The organism is Sphingobium sp. B1D7B, assembly GCF_025961965.1.
Classification (GTDB): domain Bacteria; phylum Pseudomonadota; class Alphaproteobacteria; order Sphingomonadales; family Sphingomonadaceae; genus Sphingobium.
This window is the reverse complement of the sequence record NZ_JAOQOR010000001.1, coordinates 641,896-658,982: the sequence shown is the minus strand read 5'-3', so window position 1 is coordinate 658,982 and position 17,087 is coordinate 641,896. Positions and strand designations below refer to the sequence as shown.

Annotated in this window: 12 protein-coding genes and 1 tRNA gene; 10 read left to right on the top strand and 3 right to left on the bottom strand. The window is 65.5% G+C overall.

Annotation, left to right across the window (positions count from 1 at the left end; genetic code table 11):
- The first annotated feature begins 92 nt into the window (after positions 1-92).
- From M2336_RS03085 to M2336_RS03065, 5 genes are all read left to right on the top strand, one after another.
- Positions 93-1,403 (top strand): RsmB/NOP family class I SAM-dependent RNA methyltransferase, encoded by a 1,311-nt coding sequence (locus tag M2336_RS03085; RefSeq protein ID WP_264573934.1) that lies wholly within the window; start codon positions 93-95, stop codon positions 1,401-1,403.
- Between the two features lie 79 nt (positions 1,404-1,482).
- Positions 1,483-2,145, top strand: a complete 663-nt coding sequence (rpe, locus tag M2336_RS03080) for a ribulose-phosphate 3-epimerase (protein WP_264573933.1) — start codon at positions 1,483-1,485, stop codon at positions 2,143-2,145.
- Entirely contained in the window at positions 2,142-3,899 is a 1,758-nt protein-coding gene (locus M2336_RS03075; protein WP_264573932.1) for a heparinase II/III family protein, read from the top strand. The genes rpe and M2336_RS03075 overlap by 4 nt, the downstream gene beginning before the upstream one ends.
- A gap of 11 nt (positions 3,900-3,910) precedes the next feature.
- Positions 3,911-5,500 (top strand): bifunctional phosphoribosylaminoimidazolecarboxamide formyltransferase/IMP cyclohydrolase, encoded by a 1,590-nt coding sequence (gene purH / locus M2336_RS03070; RefSeq protein WP_264573931.1) that lies wholly within the window; start codon positions 3,911-3,913, stop codon positions 5,498-5,500.
- Positions 5,501-5,638: 138 nt separating this feature from the next.
- Entirely contained in the window at positions 5,639-6,340 is a 702-nt protein-coding gene (locus M2336_RS03065; protein WP_413716095.1) for a peptidylprolyl isomerase, read from the top strand.
- On the opposite strand, the gene M2336_RS03060 is transcribed toward M2336_RS03065, so the two are convergent.
- Together M2336_RS03060 and M2336_RS03055 are read right to left on the bottom strand one after the other, a co-directional pair.
- A complete protein-coding gene (locus M2336_RS03060; RefSeq protein ID WP_413715953.1) occupies positions 6,337-10,992 on the bottom strand; it encodes an NAD-glutamate dehydrogenase in 4,656 nt (1,551 codons plus the stop codon). The two genes, M2336_RS03065 and M2336_RS03060, sit on opposite strands and share 4 nt — an antisense overlap.
- A 139-nt stretch (positions 10,993-11,131) precedes the next feature.
- Complete coding sequence (locus tag M2336_RS03055) at positions 11,132-12,454, bottom strand: hypothetical protein (protein ID WP_264573928.1); 1,323 nt, start codon at positions 12,452-12,454, stop codon at positions 11,132-11,134.
- A 224-nt stretch (positions 12,455-12,678) separates the two neighbouring features.
- On the opposite strand from M2336_RS03055, the gene M2336_RS03050 reads away from it, so the two are divergent.
- The 5 genes from M2336_RS03050 to M2336_RS03030 all read left to right on the top strand — a co-directional run bounded on the left by M2336_RS03050 (position 12,679) and on the right by M2336_RS03030 (position 16,556).
- Positions 12,679-12,754: transfer RNA gene (locus tag M2336_RS03050), tRNA-Thr, on the top strand.
- A gap of 200 nt (positions 12,755-12,954) precedes the next feature.
- Positions 12,955-14,025 carry a hypothetical protein gene (locus M2336_RS03045; protein ID WP_264573914.1) on the top strand — a complete coding sequence of 357 codons (1,071 nt, stop codon included), beginning with the start codon at positions 12,955-12,957 and terminating at the stop codon, positions 14,023-14,025.
- Positions 14,026-14,036: 11 nt separating this feature from the next.
- A complete protein-coding gene (locus M2336_RS03040) occupies positions 14,037-14,333 on the top strand; it encodes a hypothetical protein (protein WP_264573913.1) in 297 nt (98 codons plus the stop codon).
- A 315-nt stretch (positions 14,334-14,648) separates the two neighbouring features.
- The gene (locus M2336_RS03035; protein ID WP_264573912.1) at positions 14,649-14,960 is read left to right on the top strand and encodes a hypothetical protein; all 312 of its coding nucleotides are present in this window, start codon (positions 14,649-14,651) and stop codon (positions 14,958-14,960) included.
- Positions 14,961-15,260: 300 nt separating this feature from the next.
- A complete protein-coding gene (locus tag M2336_RS03030) occupies positions 15,261-16,556 on the top strand; it encodes a YceI family protein (protein ID WP_264573911.1) in 1,296 nt (431 codons plus the stop codon).
- A gap of 39 nt (positions 16,557-16,595) precedes the next feature.
- Here the strand turns inward: M2336_RS03030 and M2336_RS03025 are convergent, their stop codons facing one another.
- On the bottom strand, positions 16,596-17,075 hold the full coding sequence (locus M2336_RS03025) for an SspB family protein (protein WP_181561177.1): 480 nt from the start codon (positions 17,073-17,075) through the stop codon (positions 16,596-16,598).
- Positions 17,076-17,087 lie beyond the last annotated feature (12 nt).

Here is a 17,087-nt window from a genome sequence, read left to right as displayed (position 1 = left end):
TTCGTGCCAATGGCACGCGGTTCGTGACCTGATGATGCCATAAGCGGCATTTCCCGGCCACGTATCGACTTTAGCTGTTATAGGGCCTAGCCATGTCCCGCCCAACCGCCAAATCGCAGCACGTCCCTCAAAATGCCCAACCTGCCGGTCTGCCTGCGCGGCGAGCGGCGCTCAGCCTGCTCGATGCCGTGATCCGGCGGGGGCAGCCGCTCGAACAGGCGCTGGGGGCTGCGGCCCGCAACATCAGCCATCCGCCAGACCGCGCCTTGGCGCATGGCATCGCGGCCGGGGTGCTGCGTTACATGACGGAACTGGATGCGCTGATCGACAGCGCAACCGCCCGTCCGCTGCCCGTGGACGCGAAGGCGCGCATGGTGCTGCGGCTGGCGCTGGCGCAGGCGCTCATCCTCGAAACACCCCCTCATGCCGTGATTGCGACGTCCCTGCCCCTAGTCGATGGCGGGCCGCGCAAGCTCGTTCATGGCGTTCTGGGCACCTTGTTCCGGCGCCAGCTGGCCGTCCCCGAGGCGCCACGCCTGCCGGACGAAGTCGAGGCGCGCTGGGGCGCGGCGTGGGGCGAAGAGGTCGTCGGCGCGGCGCGGCAGCTGATCGCGCACCGCCCCCCGCTCGATCTCACATTGCGCGATGCCGGAACGACTGACCAATGGACGAAGCGGCTTGGCGGCGTATCGCTCATGCCCGGTCACGTCCGTTTGCCGGCGGATAGCGAGGTAACAGCCCTGCCCGGCTATGCTGAGGGGCAATGGTGGGTGCAGGATCTCGCCGCCTCGCTGCCGGCCCGGCTGCTCGGGGCGGGGGGGGGCCGTTCCGTGCTCGATCTGTGCGCGGCGCCGGGCGGCAAGACCATGCAGCTTGCGGCTGCGGGCTGGCGCGTCACCGCCGTCGACCAGTCCCAGCGCCGGCTGGAGCGGATGCAGGCCAATCTCGCGCGCACCGGGCTTGAGGCAGCTGTGCTGCGCGCCGACCTCACCAACTGGGCGCCGGACGCACCTGTCGACGCGATCCTGCTCGATGCGCCCTGTAGCGCGACCGGCATTTTCCGGCGTCACCCGGATGTGTTGCACCGCGTTGGCCCGCGACAGATTGCCGAGATGGCCGAAATCCAGGCGGCGCTCGTCGCGCGCGTGTCAGGCTGGCTGAAGCCTGGCGGCGTGTTGGTCTACGCCACCTGTTCGCTGGAGTCCGAGGAGGGCGAGGCGCAGATGGACACCCTGCGTGCGAACCATCCCGACATGCTGCCACGGCCGATCGACACGGCCTTGCTGCCCGAGGGACTCGTGGCAGAAGGGCATGTGCTGCGCCTTCTCCCCGGCGCGTTGATGCCGGCGGGCGGGCTGGATGGATTCTTCATCGCCAGCCTGTCCCGCTCTGACTCGGTTTAGGGCACGCGCGGCGCAATCCATCCACAACTTTCGGCCTGTGGCAGTTGCACTGTCCGAATCGCAGGGTTAAGCGAAATTCATGATGCCATCCGTGCGTATTTCCCCGTCGATCCTCTCCGCTGACTTCGCGCGCCTGGGCGAGGAGGTCCGCGCGGTCGACGAGGCGGGTGCCGACTGGATCCATGTCGACGTGATGGACGGACATTTCGTGCCCAACATCACCATCGGCCCGATGGTCGTGAAGGCGCTGCGGCCGCACACTCAAAAGCCGCTTGACGTGCATCTGATGATCTCGCCGGTGGACAGCTTCCTCGATGCGTTTGCGGAGGCCGGCGCGGATATCCTGACCGTGCATCCCGAGGCCGGGCCGCACATTCACCGCACGGTTCAGCGGATCAAGGCGCTGGGCAAGAAGGCGGGCGTCTCGCTCAATCCCGGCACGCCGGCCAAGATGCTGGACTATCTGCTCGAGGATCTCGATCTGGTCCTCATCATGAGCGTGAACCCCGGCTTTGGCGGGCAGAGCTTCATCGACAGCCAGCTGCGCAAGATCGAGGCGGTCCGCAAGGCCATCGACAAGACCGGCAAGGAGATTGCGCTGGAAGTCGACGGCGGCGTGGATGCTATCACCGCCCCGCGCGTCATTGCGGCGGGGGCCGATGTGCTGGTGGCGGGCACCGCGACCTTCCGGGGTGGCCCCGCATCCTATGCCGACAACATCCGGATGCTGAGGGGCGGATGAGCGCCCGGCCGCTCCCCACGCCTACGCCGCCCCCGGAACCCCCGGTGGAAGACGGTATTGAGCGGGGCAAGCGGCTGATTCGCGTCTCGGATGATCGCGGCGTGTCGCTGACCGAGCGGCTCGCCAATCATTTCTACCGCCTGAGCTGGGCGACGCCGTTCCACAATATGCGGCTCAAGGGCAAATATCCGCTCAAGCTGCTCGCCGTGCCGGATGACGGCATTCCGGGCGACGCGCGGGCGGGCAAGGCGCTGCGGGCGGGCTATTTCCTGTTTCGCGGCCTCAAGCAGCCCGTGGCCACGCTGGACTGGCGCCGCATCGAGCAGCCGGCGGAGTTCGTGGATTATCTCCACAGCTTCCGCTGGATGCGCGATCTGGCGGCCGCCACCACGCGGGACAATGCGGTGCCCGTCGCCGAGGCACAGATGCGGGCCTGGCTGACCGCCCATGCCGAAAAGCCGACCGACCCTGCCTGGCGCGCCGATAATGCCGGCTGGCGTATCCTGTACTGGACGGCCTATTCGCCGCTGATCCTCTCGAGCAACGATCTCGTCTACCGCAGCCTGGTGCTCAACAGCATCGCGCGCACGGCGCGCCATCTCGATCGGGGCGCGGACAAGGCGCCGCTGGGCCTGCCGCGCGTGATCGCGTGGACCGGCATCGTTGCGGCCGGCCTGCTGCTGCCCGGTGGCGATCCGCGACGGATGTTTGGCGAGGCCGGGCTGCGGCGCGCGCTGGAGACGGGCTTTTCGAGCGATGGCGGCATCATTTCCCGCTCGCCGCTGGAGCAGGTCGAGGCGATCACGCTGCTTGCGATGCTGCGCGCCGTCTATGACGTCCGCCGCGCCGACCTGCCGGCCTGGCTGGCTGAAACGATGGAGCGCATCGTCGCGGCTCTGCTCGGCATATTGCATGGCGATGGCGCGCCCGGAAGCTGGCAGGGCGGGGCGCCGCTCGATCCCGCACGGATTACCGCTATCGTCGCGGCCTCCGGCATTCGCGCCCGGCCGCTGCGGCAGGCACGCGACTGGGGCTATCAGCGGCTGAGCGGCGGCACGACTGTCGTTCAGGTCGATGCGGCCCCGCCGCCGGTGGCCCGGCTGGCCTCCAATGGCTGCGCCTCGACCACGGCGCTGGAAGTCTCGGATGGGCCGGTGCGGCTCATCGTCAATTGCGGCGGCGCGGCATTGGCGGGCGCGTCTCTCCCGGCTGATCTGACCCAGGGTCTGCGCACAACGGCGGCGCATTCCACGCTGGTGCTGGACGATACCAATTCCACCGCGATTCTTCCCGATGGCGCGCTCGGTAAGGGCGTGAGCGAAGTGGAGCTGGATCGGCAGGAGCATGAGCAGGGCAGCCGGCTCGAGATTGCGCATGATGGCTATGCGCGGCGCCTTGGCCATTTGCATCGGCGCACGCTGGTTCTCACGCATGAAGGGCGGGAGCTGCGCGGCGAGGACGTGCTGCTGCCCGGCAGCCGCCGCCGCAAGCCGGTCAGCTGCCCGCTCGCCATCCGCTTCCATCTCGGCCCGGATATCGAGCCGACGTTAACCGCCGATCGGCAGGGCGCCCTCTTGCGCTTGCCGAGCGGTGCCTTGTGGCAGTTCCGGGTCGGCGCCGGGGAACTCGCAGTGGAAGAAAGCCTCTGGGTGGACGGCGAAGGCAGGCCCCACCCCACGCAGCAACTCGTGGTGAGCGCCACCACGGGGCCGGGCGGAACAAGCATCGGCTGGCTGCTCAAGAAATCGGGATAAGGACAAGACAGATGCAGGATGTGACGATCCGGCGGGCACTCCTTTCGGTGTCCGACAAGACCGGGCTATTCGAGCTGGGCGCCGCGCTGGCGCGCCATGGCGTGGAACTGGTTTCCACCGGCGGCACGGCCAAGGCGCTGCGCGAGGCGGGGCTTGAGGTGCAGGATATTTCGGACCTCACCGGTTTTCCCGAGATGATGGACGGGCGCGTCAAGACGCTGCACCCCAAGGTCCATGGCGGCCTGCTCGCGGTGCGCGATAATGCCGAGCATGTCGCGGCGATGGAGGCGCATGAGATCGGCGCGATCGATCTCGTCGTGGTCAATCTCTATCCCTTCGCCGCCACCGTCGCCAAGGGCGCCGACCGGGACGAGGTGATTGAGAATATCGATATTGGCGGCCCTTCGATGGTCCGTTCTGCGGCCAAGAACCACGCCAGCGTGACGATCCTCACCGATCCGGCCGATTATGCGCGTCTGATGGACGAGATGGACGAGAAGGGCGGCGCGACCAGCTATGATTTCCGGCGCCTCTGCGCCGCCAAGGCCTATGCCGCGACCGCGGAATATGACGCCATGATCGCAAGCTGGTTCGCCACGGTGGATCAGGGCGAGCCGTTCGCGCCGCGCATGGCGGTCCCGCTGCGGCTCGGCCAGTCGCTGCGTTATGGTGAAAACCCGCACCAGCAGGCCGCGCTGTATCTGCCGGCCTTCGCGCCCGAGGGCGGCCTTGCCGATCACCGGCAGGTGCAGGGCAAGGAGCTGAGCTACAATAATCTGGCCGATGCCGATGCGGCGATGGAGCTGGTCAGCGAGTTCCGCGACGGGCCGCCCACGGTGGTCATCATCAAGCACGCCAATCCCTGCGGCGTCGCCACCGGCGAGACGCTGATCGACGCCTATCGCGCCGCCTTCCAATGCGACACCGTCTCGGCCTTTGGCGGCATCATTGCAGTCAACCGGCCGCTCGACGGGCCGACCGCAGAAGCGATCACCGAGATCTTCACCGAAGTCGTCTGCGCGCCGGATGCGGATGATGCGGCGCGCGCCGTGTTCGCGAAGAAGAAGAATTTGCGACTCATCCTCACCGGTCCGCTGCCCGATCCGGCACGCGCGGGCATGACGATGAAGTCCATCGCCGGCGGCATGCTGGTGCAGACGCGCGACAATGGCCGCATCAGCCGGGATGACCTCAAGGTGGTGACCAAGCGGGCGCCGACCGATCAGGAACTGACCGACTGCCTGTTCGCCTGGACCGTCGCCAAGCATGTCCGCTCCAATGCCATCGTCTATGCTAAGAATGGTGTGACGGCGGGCATCGGTGCCGGGCAGATGAACCGGCGCGATTCCTCCCGCATCGCGGCCATCCGCGCGCGCGAGGCGGCCGAGGCTGCGGGCTGGAGCGAGCCGCGCACCGTCGGTAGCGCCGTAGCGTCCGATGCCTTCTTCCCCTTCTCCGACGGCCTGCTCGCAGCGGCCGAGGCTGGCGCACGCGCGGTGATCCAGCCGGGCGGGTCGCTGGGCGACGACGCGGTGATCGCGGCGGCGGATGAGGCCGGGCTGGCGATGGTCTTCACCGGGATGCGTCACTTCCGCCACTAAGCTGTGCCGGCAGACGTAGGCATGCAGCCGGAGCGCGCCTCGGTCCGCCCGGTTCTGCGCGCCGGCGGGTTGATGCCGGGCGCCGCGATGTGACATGGTGCGGCTTCGCCCGCCCTGCCACTGCCCGGATCGATGCTCTTGTTTCTTCAGCCTGTCCCCGTCCTGCGCCTGAACCTCATCTTCCTCGCTCTCTTCACCCTGCTGCTGGTTGCGCTGCCCGGCCCGGTGCTTGCGCAAAGCGCGACGAAGCCGACGCCGGGCTTCATCCGCGTGCGGCTGGAGACGGACATGGGCAACATCGTGCTCGCTTTGAACGCCCGCCGCGCGCCCAAGACAGTCGCCAATTTCATGATCTATGTGGATGATGGCCGGCTGGACGGGACGAGCTTCTACCGCGCCTTCCGCCGCAAGAACGATCCCAAGTCGGGCTTCGTCCAGGGCGGGATCGATACCGAGGCGCGGCGGGTCTACTTCCCCACTGTGGAGCTGGAGCCGACCGATCAGACCGGCCTCAAGCATCTCGATGGCACTATTTCCATGGCGCGCCACAAGGAGCCGAATTCGGGTACCGGCAACTTCTCCATCCAGGTCGGCGCCAACCCCACGCTCGATGCAAGGCCGGGCTATGCGGGCTATGCCGCCTTCGGCCAGGTGGTCGCGGGGATGGATGTGGTCAGGCGCATCATGGCGCGCGACACCTGCTGCGGGCGCGGCGTGATGTTCGGCCAGATGATCAAGGACCGCGTCACGATCAAGCGCGCCGTGCGGCTTGATGGCACGGCCAAGCCGAGCGGCGTGGTGAAGCCCTGGCTGGTGAGCCCGCGCGGCGCGGTTCGCTAGCGGCTGAGCAGCGTTCGGGCCTGTCCGGTCAGTTCTGCGACCATAGCGGCAGAGGGTGCCGGGGCCTGCCGGGCGCGGGCGATGAAGTCCGTGAACTTCTCCACCGCAACCTTGTTCTCCGCGAGCCAGCGATCGAGATGCTCCTCGCTCGTCTTCGCGCCGGCGCGGGCCAGGAAGCCGAGCCGCATCTGCTGCAATTCCCGCGCGCTGCCGGCAACCAGCAAGCGTTCCCACGGGTCGCTCGGCGTCATCTGGGCGGCGAGGGCCTGAAGCCAGTCAATGCCGAGCAGGCTGCCCAGCCGCGTGAAGGCGGCGGCAACGCTCAGCGCGTCCTGCGACCCCTTCTGCGCGAGCAGGGCAAGGCCGATGGCGCCATCCATCTTCACCAGCATCACGGTCCGTTCGGCCAGCGCATCCGGCACGCCAAGGCTGGTGAGCATGGCTCTCATGGCTTCGGCGGCCTTGAGCGGCTCGGGCTGCAGCAGGCTGTCGACCTTGGTCTTGAGCGTGTCGATGGCGCCATCGAGCATCGCCATCGCTTTGTGCGGCGCGATGCCGGTCGGCAAGGAGCGGTGCGCATCGCCGATATGGCCTGCCATCGCGTTGGCGACGCTGCGGTAGAGGGCGAGCCGCGCCTGCTCGGAGAGATCGGCGCTATCGATATCGTCCCAAAGCTGCCGCACGCCGAACAGGCGCTCGGCGATCACGAAAGCATGGGCGATTTCATCGAGCGAGCAACTGGCTTCCTCGGTGAGGGCAAAGGGCAGAATCACGCCGAGGCGATTGACGATGCGGTTGGCGATCTTGGTGGCGATGATCTCGTCGCGCAGCTGGTGGGCGGCAATCGCATCCCCCTCGCGCTGCTGCATCAGGGGCGGGAAGGCACCGATCAGGTCGCTTTCCAGCGCGGGATCGCGGGCAAGGTCGCTCTTCTCGATGGCGTCCTGCAGCGTCAGCTTCGCGGTCGAGAACAGCACGGCCAGCTCCGGCCGTGTCAATCCCAACCCTTCGCTGGCGCGGCGCATCAGCTCCTCATCCGGGGCAAGACCTTCCACCTTGCGGTCGAGATGCCCGCCATCCTCCAGCGTGTGGATCAGGTGGACATAGGAGGCGAGGTCTGCGCTCCCCCCCTGCTCCGCAATGGAGAGGCCGAGCGCCTGCAGGCGGTTGTCTTCCAGAACGATGGCGGCGACCTCATCGGTCATGGCCCGCAGCAGGTCATTGCGCGCCTCCTGCGCAAGCCGCCCTTCGGCGACCTCCTTGTTGAGCGCGATCTTGATGTTCACTTCATTATCGGAGCAATCGACGCCCGCGCTATTGTCGATGAAGTCGGTATTGATCCGGCCGCCCTTGAGCGCATAGGCGATGCGCCCGGCCTGGGTGACGCCCAGATTGGCGCCCTCACCGATTACCTTGGCGCGCACGTCCTCTCCATCCACGCGCAGACGGTCGTTCGCGGTGTCGCCGACCTCGGCGTTGTTCTGGTTGGCGGCCTTGATGTAGGTGCCGATGCCGCCGAACCAGAGCAGATCGGTCTCCGCGCGCAGCAGCGCCGAGATCAGCGCCGCCGGCTCCATGGCCGTCTGGTCGGTGCCGACCAGCGCCTGCATCTGCGGGCTGAGCGGGATGCTCTTTTCGCTGCGGGCGAACACGCCGCCGCCTTCGCTGATCAGGCTTTCCTTGTAATCCGCCCAGCTTGAGCGCGGCAGCTTGAACAGGCGCTGGCGCTCCTTCCAGCTCGCCGCGGCATCGGGATCGGGGTCGATGAAGATGTGGCGATGATCGAAGGCTGCGACGAGGCGGATGCTCTTGCTCAGCAGCATCCCATTGCCGAACACGTCGCCGGACATGTCGCCCACGCCGATGACCCGCACCGGGTCCTTCTGCACATCGACGCCCATTTCCGCGAAATGGCGCTGCACGCTGATCCACGCTCCGCGCGCGGTGATGCCCATCGCCTTGTGATCATAGCCGTTGGAGCCGCCGCTGGCGAAGGCATCGCCCAGCCAGAAATGATGATCGATGGCGATGGCATTGGCGATGTCCGAGAAACTCGCCGTGCCCTTGTCGGCCGCGACCACGAAATAGGGGTCGGCGCCGTCGCGGATGACCATGCCCTTTGGGTGCACGGTCTTGCCCTTGACGATATTGTCAGTGACGGAGAGCAGGGCCCGGATGAACACCCGGTAGCTCTCGGTGCCTTCGGCCAGCCACGCATCGCGGTCGCTTGCCGGGTTGGGCAGCATCTTGGGGTAGAAGCCGCCCTTGGCGCCGGTCGGCACGATCACCGCATTCTTCACCCGCTGGGCTTTCATCAGCCCCAGGATTTCGGTGCGAAAGTCGTCGCGCCGGTCGGACCAACGCAGCCCGCCGCGGGCGATGCGCCCGGTGCGCAGGTGGATGCCCTCTACGCGCGGCGAATAGACCCAGATCTCGCGCCAGGGCAGCGGTTTAGGCAGGCCGGGCACCAGCGCGCTGTCCAGCTTGAAAGCCAGCGCCTCCTGCGCGGCCGGGGTGAAGGCGTTGGTGCGCAGCGTGGCGTTGACCACAGCGCGGTAGAGCCGCAGGACGCGGTCTTCATCGAGGCCTTTGACGCCTTCGAGTGCGGTGTCGATGGCGGCATTGAGCGTCGCGGCGTCATCGGCATCCTTACCGCGCGCGGGATCGTGCAGCGCAAAGAACAGGTCCACGATCTGGCGGGCGATATGCGCCTCGCGCCGCAGTGTTTCGACGACGGTCAAAAGGCCGTAGGCAAGCCCGGTCTGGCGCAGATAGCGGAAGATGGCGCGCAGGAAGACGATGTCGCGCGGCCCCAGCTGCGCTGTAACGATGAGTTCGGCAAAGCGATCATTTTCCGCCCGGCCCTCCAGCACGGCATCCAGCGCCTCGCTGACAATTGCCGCGCGGTCGAGCACCTCGGCCGCGGGGCCGCCATCCTGCCGCTCGAGGGTGAAGCGCTGGATATGGCCGAGCGACCCCTCCGAGCCCGCGCTGGTGCTGCGCTCCTCCAGCACCCGGAAGCCGAAATTCTCGAACGCCGGCACCGCTTCGGACAGAACGAGCGGTTCAAGCGAATAGATCTTCACCCGCAGCTGGTGGTCGCCATCCTGCGCGATGCGGTAGAAGCGCACGCTGCGATCATCGGGGCCGGTGAGCTGGTGCAGCGCCAGCACGTCCCGGGCGGCTTCATCCGGCCCGGCGCTTTCCCGGTAGGACATCGGGAAGGTGGGCGCATAACGCTGGGCGAGCACGGCGGCGCGTGAGCTTTCGCCAAGCTCGATCAGGCCCTGTTCCACGGCGGGGGTCCAGCCGCGCAGCAGTTGCGCGATCTGCAGGTCCAGCGCCTCGGCATCGGGCACCTGTCCTTCATCACGCAGGTCGAAGGTGAAGCGCACCAGCGCCAGCCCGCTTTCCTCCAGCGCGATGGACCAGCCGAGCAGGCTGGCGTGCGCCGCCGAGGCGATTAGCGCGGAGATGCCTTCGCGGCGGCTGGTCGAGAGGTCGTCGCGCATCATCCAGACGAAGGCGAAGAGGTGCCGGCCCAACACGTCGCTCACCAGCTCCAGCTTGGGGCGGGGCCGGTCGGCCAGCGACATGGCGGTGAGCGTGATGCGGTCCCGGTCCTGCGCGCTGAACGCCAGCATCAGGTCGTGCGGCAGGGCGGTGAGGGCGTGCACCAGCGATTTGCCGGCATGACCGGAGGGATTGTAGCCGAACCGCGCCATCAATCCAGAAAGCGTGTCGCGCAGGATGGGCACATCCTCCGGCGCGGTGGCGAGCGCCGCGCTCGTCCACAGGCCGGCATGGATGGAAATGGCGGTGATCTTGCCCTCTTCCCGCACCGGCACGAGGAACAGGTCGATCAGCACATGGCGATGGACCTTGGCCATCATGTTGGATTTGAGGATCAGCGGCCCGGCATGGCCAGATTCGAACCAAGCCAGGGCCGCAGCGGCGGACTGGTCCGAAAGCACGGGGCTTTCGGCGGCCCGGCAGATGCCCTTGCGCCGGCTTGGCTGGGCATTCGGCGTCCACAGCTCGTGCCCCAATTGAGTGAGATTGCCCTTGAGCAGCCAGCGCAGAAAGTCGCCGCCTTCGCCGGCACCCAGGCGATTGGCGTCGGCATTGAGCGCATCGATCATCGCCCGCCAGTCGCTTACCGCCGCGCGGACGTGGCACAGGGTTTCCTCCAGCGCCCGACAAAGCTCCCGCCGACCGCGCGCGTCGATGCGGTCGGTCTCGATATAAATCAGCGATTCGCGGACGGCGCCGTCCTCATCGCCAATGGCCAGCAACCCGCCGTCCTCGTTACGCCGCACCGGGAGAATCGGGTGGGCGAGCACGTGGATCACCAGATCGGCCTGGCTCAGGCAATTGCCGATGCTGTCGACAAGAAAGGGCATGTCGGCGTTGATGATGGCGATGCGCTGCCGCCGGCTCGCGGCGCCGGCACTGCGCTCATCGGTCAGGCTGTCGATGAGGATGGCGCTCTCGCCATCCTTGCGCATTGCGGCGGCTTCCAGCACGAAGCGCGCCGCCTCGTCCCATTGGTCCGGTTGGGGCGATTGTTGCTCGCTTTCGAGCACGCCCTTGGCCAGTGCCTCCGCGATGGCTGCTGTCAGCGCGTCGTCGCGATTGGTCTTGATGGTCATGGACATCCTCTTCCACTTGTGCCGGCCCTTGTCTGCCTAACGCACATCTGTGGAAGCAGTGTCGGGCCTGTGTGGTTAAACCCCCCCGGCAGGGTCCGCAACCGGACCCTTGCTCGGCCTGCTTAGGCTCCGCGCCGGCTCAGGATGCCGGAAGGGCCTTGGCTGCCTTCGCCAGAACCCGTTCGGCAAGCTGGTCGGCGCCATCGAGCGCTGCGACCATGGCAAGTGAGCCGTCGGCCTCTCGCCGCATGATCACCACGGCCAGCCCTTCGCCGTCCATGGCCAATTGATCGGCGGGGAGGGCAGGGGCCTGCTTCAGCACCCGGCGGGAGCGCATGATGGCCTTGTGCGGCTCTTTGGGAGCTTCGTTGCGGCGCGCCGCGCGGACCTGCGCTACCACGCCCTTGAGGCCGCCCACCGTGGCATGAAGATGCGCGATCAGGGCGCCAGGCTGCATCCGCGAATCGAGCGCGAACTGGATGGCGCAGACGAACTCGGCCAAGCGCGTCTTGTCATAGTGCGTGCCGAAGACCAGCTTTACCAGCGCCGTCAGCGGGCTGCGGGGCTGCACGGCTATGCCGGAGTCGGCGAGCAGCGCGGCATAATCCTCCGGCCGGGCGGCGGCGACCTGCGCCAGCGCATGCGCGAGCCCGACCGCGCGGTAGAGCGCGTGGCGTGTCCGCCCCTCCTGGGCATGGGCGGCCATGGCGGCATCGCGCGCCAGGGCCAGCATGTCGGCCAGCGCCGTATCTTGGTCCGGCAGGGTGATCGTCTCGCTGGTCAGGTCCAGCGCATCGTCGGTCGGCACGTCTTCGGCGAAATCGGTCACGGACGCAGCCGCGATCGTCTGCGCGGAGGGGCCATCGGCCCAGATGGCGGTGGCGTCGGTCGTCCTCACACGCACCGGCGCGGCGGCCTCGGCCTGCGCGATGATGCTTTCGGTCAGCGCGTCCGTCGCGACCTCCTTCCAGTTGATCACGCCATAGACGAAGTCGATCGCGTCATCGCGTGTCGAGAAGGGCATCATGATGCCGCGATACATGACCTCGACGCCACGCTGGTTGGTGAACTCCGCCTCGAACCCGATCGGTGCGGCGTTGGCCACGATCTGCAGATAATGGTCGGTCAGGCGGGAGAGCAATGTGCGCGCCGGAACCTGGCTGGCCCGGCGCACGGAGGTGTCGATATCGCACTGCGCGGCCAGAGCAGGACCGATGAAGGCAATGGTCGGATCCTCGACGCCCGCCGTGAAGTCCAGCAGCACGCTGTGCGAGCCGAAATCCTGCAGTTCCTCGGGATTGAGATCCTCGATGCTCGGCAGCGACCGGTCGCGCAGCAGCGAAGACCAGTAATTATAGGCGCGGATGTGCATGCGCCGCTCGTCGAAGCGGACGAGCGGAGGGGCATCCATGGCTTCGTCCAGCGTAGTGACCGCGTCGGCCTGGCTGTGATGTACGTCCATTCGAGGATTCGCCTGTGGTCGCGTGCAACGGGCGAACCCTGCGCCATGAAGGGTAAAGGCCCGGTAAAGGCACCAAATATCGCCGCCGGCCCGCGCGATACCACAGGCGAAAACGCGATCGGCGCTTGCCATGCCCGGCACACGCTGATAAGCGCCCCGCCTGCATGATCGTGTGCCGCACTGGACACGCATCATGATGATCGCCGGTTTGCCGGCGAGCCGGAGCCGCTTTAGCTCAGCCGGTAGAGCATCGCATTCGTAATGCGAGGGTCAGGTGTTCGAGTCACCTAAGCGGCACCATTTTTGAACCGGCAGGAAAGCCGGATTGAGACAAGCCACATACATTATCAGCTGAGAACAATTCTCTGTGGCTTTACCGCCGGGAGCCGTCGCGGTGTCGCGTGATTCTTGAAGACCGGGGTAGAAACCGACCAGCTCCCGCTTGACTTGTTGGAAAAATGTTCCTGAAATGTTCTCTCCTCAATGTAGGGGTGCGGCGAATGATCGAGTTATCAGAGGACGAATGGCGTCGTGCCTTTTCGACGTGGTTGCGCACCGGCAAAGTGGCTTCGGTGCCAAAAAACGATGCAATAGAGTGCAAGTTTAATCCGTGGCATGATCCGGAAGATGGCCGGTTCACTTTTGCCGGATCCGGAAATTATCATGGCAGAGGCCGGAGTGGGCCAGCGTCTCGTACGCCAGGAAACGTACGTCGCGGCAATCTCCGTATCGCGCGGACACCGAGACCAGAGACGTCATCTGCCAAGCAACCACAGGGTTTCGGCAAAAGGCCGAACGGGGGCACGGGAAACGAGGCGCAGCCGAGGCCTGCTGGTTCGCCGCGCGAGCAGCCAAATCCCGCCGCCGAGTTTGTCGGCGGTGTCGGTGAAGGTCTTTACGGTGTGGCGAAAGAGACGGTCGTGGGGGTGCGCTCGGTCTTGACGACAAATCCGGTTACGACGGTTCGGAATGCCGGCCGCGGGATCGCCACCATGATCGATACGGCCATAGCGGCGGAGGATACGCCGGCTCATACGCAAATATCACGCGCCGCCGATGCAGTCGCCAATGCGTCGGCGCGCGATATCGGCCGGGCCGCGGGATCGGTCGCCGGCAATACCGCATTGGCAGTCGCGCCCGGCGCGGTGGTTGGCAAGGTTGCGGCGTTACGCCGTCTGCGCGGAACCGTCCCTCGCCCACCTCATGAGCCGCCGCAGATCGGCTGGGTTAAGGAAAACCTCGGTCGCGAAACGCTGGCGAAGCGATATAATGATGCCGCGACGGGTGCTCGGCCCGGTCAGGCGCCCACGTTGATGCGGACGATGCCGGATGGCTCGAGAAGACCGGTCAAGTTTGATGGCGTGCAGGGTGAATATGTGATCGACCGAAAGTTCAGGGTCGTGAACCGCCCCAGGGCGCGTGCCCAGTTATTGCGGCAGTCGGAAGCACTAGCGCATAATCGCGCCACTGGAACTTGGGAAGTGCCCAACGAAGCCGAGCGAATCGCTGCGCTCAAGCTGTTTAAAGAGATGAAGATCACGAACATCAAGGTGAGGGTGGTGAAGCCATGAGTGTGCTAGGGGTGGCGCGGATCATCGCTGATTTCATATTGTTTCTCGATCTCACCGATGATGAGGTTCTTGATCCTGATGCAGCTGTCCTCATGATGGAGGATATGGCGGCGAGGCTTCAAGATTTGGACAAAGCTTTCCTTAGAGAGCTGGTCGACGCATTTCCTGTGATCGCCTCAGAATATAGCGGCGAGGCCCAAAAATTGGTGCTCGACATACCCTATAGCTTCTACCTTGAGGAAACACTTGCTGCGGGCGACCCGGTGAGGCTGGCCGAACTGGAAGCGCTCCGCGACGCGAGGGATTGAACGTCCGGTTTTAGGGCGGGTTGCGCGTCACCTATGCCGACGGCTTTGTGCTTCATCGCGTGCTGAAGGGTGGCTTCCGCAGTTTGGCCTTGCCGGCGAGCGCGACCAACCACGCGAGCGATGTCAGCTTTACGGGCAGGGTCTCAGATGTGTCGGCAAACCGGGCGATCACCAGCTATTGCGCCAGTCGGAGGCTCTAGCGCATAATCGCTCTATCGGAACCTGGGAAGGTCCAAATAAAGCTTAGCGTATTGCTGCGCTCAAGCTGTTTAAAAAAATGAAGATAGGCAACATCAAGGTAAGGGTGGTCAAGCCATGATTGTTGAACAGATCGCCAGAATAGTCGCAGATTTTTTTCTGTTCTTGAATATGACTGATGAGGAATTGCTAGATCTTGATGTGTCTGTCCTCATGATGGAGGATATGGCAGCGAGGCTTCAAGATTTGGACAAAGGTTTTCTTCGAGAGCTGGTCGACGCATTTCCTGTGATCGCCTCAGAATATAGCGGCAAGGCCCACAAATTGGTGCTCGACATACCCAATAGCTTCTATCTTGAGGAAACGCTTGCCGCCGGCGACCCAGTGAGGCTGGCCGAACTGGAAGCGCTCCGCGACGCGAGGGATTGAACGTCCGATTTTAGGCGGCGGTCGTGTCACGCACCTTTCGAAGCCGCCCTATGACGCGCGATCAATAGAAACTTCTCGGTGATTTGAGTGCCCATCTTTTTCGTCTGTGGCAGGATTTTTCCCTAACGGCGGGTGTTGTGCCGTCGCCCCGGTCTGGCGGCTGCTCCGACTTCCTTGTCTTTTGAGCGCTTACCCTCGCCGAAGCGGTACGCCGCTCGCCTGCGCGCTTGCTAAGCGCCTGTCCGGCTGGCAGGTTCGGCGGCACTCTATTCGACTGGGTGTTGGGGGAACGCGACGGACATGAGCCTGCATCAATCGCCTGCGCGCTATTCGCTTGCCGCGATTATTCTGCACTGGTCGCTTGCCGCTTTGCTGCTCTTTCAGGTGTCGCTGGGATGGCGCCTGGAGGATCTGACCGGCCTGCCGCAGTTCGCGGCCTATCAGCTTCACAAGACGATCGGCATCAGCATCCTGCTGCTCAGCGTGGCGCGCCTGGTGATCCGGCTGCTGGTGCCCCGGCCCCGCCCGCTCAACACGAGCCTGCTGCTTGCTGCCCTCGCCGGCGGTGTCCATGCCCTGTTCTATGTGGTGATGATCCTCGGACCGCTCACGGGCTGGATCATCGTCTCGACCTCGGCGATCAAGGTGCCGACACTGCTGTTCGGCGTCATTCCATGGCCGCATCTGCCGGTGAGCGCTGCCCTGCACGACCCGGCGGAAGCCGTGCACAGCCTGCTTGGCTGGCTCCTGGCCGGGCTGGTGATTCTGCATGTCGCGGGAGCACTGCGGCACCACTTTTTGCGCAAGGATATTCTTGGCCGCATGGTGCCTAGTGCCTTGAGCAGACGGGGCGCGCTCAATGTGGTGGCCGGTCTCGCGATTGCGGGCGCGCTAACGGCCTTTGCACTGGCCTGGGTGCTGCCGTTCGGCGGCAAGGCCCCGGCGCAAGCGGAAGCCGGTCTTGCGGGCTCAAACGTGGCGGTCGCGGATAACGCGGGTGACCCTGCTGTCAACGCCAGCAACGCAGCCGAAGACGCGCTGGCGGCCAATCAGGCTGCGGCGCCAGCGGACGAGCCAGCCAAGGACGAGGCGCAGAAGGCCGTCGCCTGGACGGTGCAGCGCGGCGGCACGCTCAATTTCCGCACGGCCTATTCCGGCTCCGACATCGAAGGCGGCTTTGCACGCTGGGATGCCGACATTTTGTTCAGCCCGGATGATCTGCCCGCTTCGCGCATCGCCGTGACGGTCGATCTGGCGTCGGTCGACAGTGCCGACAGCCAGCGTGACGACATGCTGCGCGGTGACGAGTTCTTCGGCGTGGCGGCGCATCCGCGCGCGACGTTCCGGGCAACGCGCATCACGCATCGCGATGGCAATCGCTACCGCGCGACGGGCACGCTCTCGCTCAACGGGCAGCAAAAGCCAGTGACGCTCGATTTCACGCTGGATATCGACGGAATGGTTGCCCGCGCCCGCGGCTCCACGCGCATCGACCGCACGGCCTTCGGCGTTGGAACCGGAGAATGGTCCGACACCGGTACGATTCCGGATGCCGTAACGATCAGCTTCAATTTTCAGGCAAAGCGGGCGGAGTAAGCGGGAATAGGACGTGCGCGGGTCCCGCTCGCGTGGCCCTTACTTCTTCTTTCCGAAGTCTACCGTCACCACGTTGGAGCCGTCTTCGGCCTGGGCGACCGGCGTATCGTTTTCCGCCATCTCCATGGTTTCGACGGCCTCGCCGCTCTCCATCACCTGGAATTCCAGCGAGAAGTTGACGGCCGGGTCCACGAAGAAGCGCAGCGCCGCGAACGGAATCACCAGGTGCGCCGGCACCTGATTGAAGGTGAGGCCGACCTCGAAGCTGGTATCGGTAACCTTGAGATCCCAGAATTTATGCTGCAGCACGATGGTCATCTCGTCCGGGAAGCGCTCGGCCAGCCAGGTGGGAATGCTCACCCCCGGCGCCTGCGTCTTGAACGTGATGTAGAAATGATGATTGCCCGGCAGGACGCCCGTCAGCGCAATATCCTGCAAAACGCGCCCGGGAATCGCGCGCAGCGCCTCCTGCACGATTTCGTCATAGGGAATCAGGCTGTCTGCTGGCTCTTCCGTCATGGCCACAGTCCT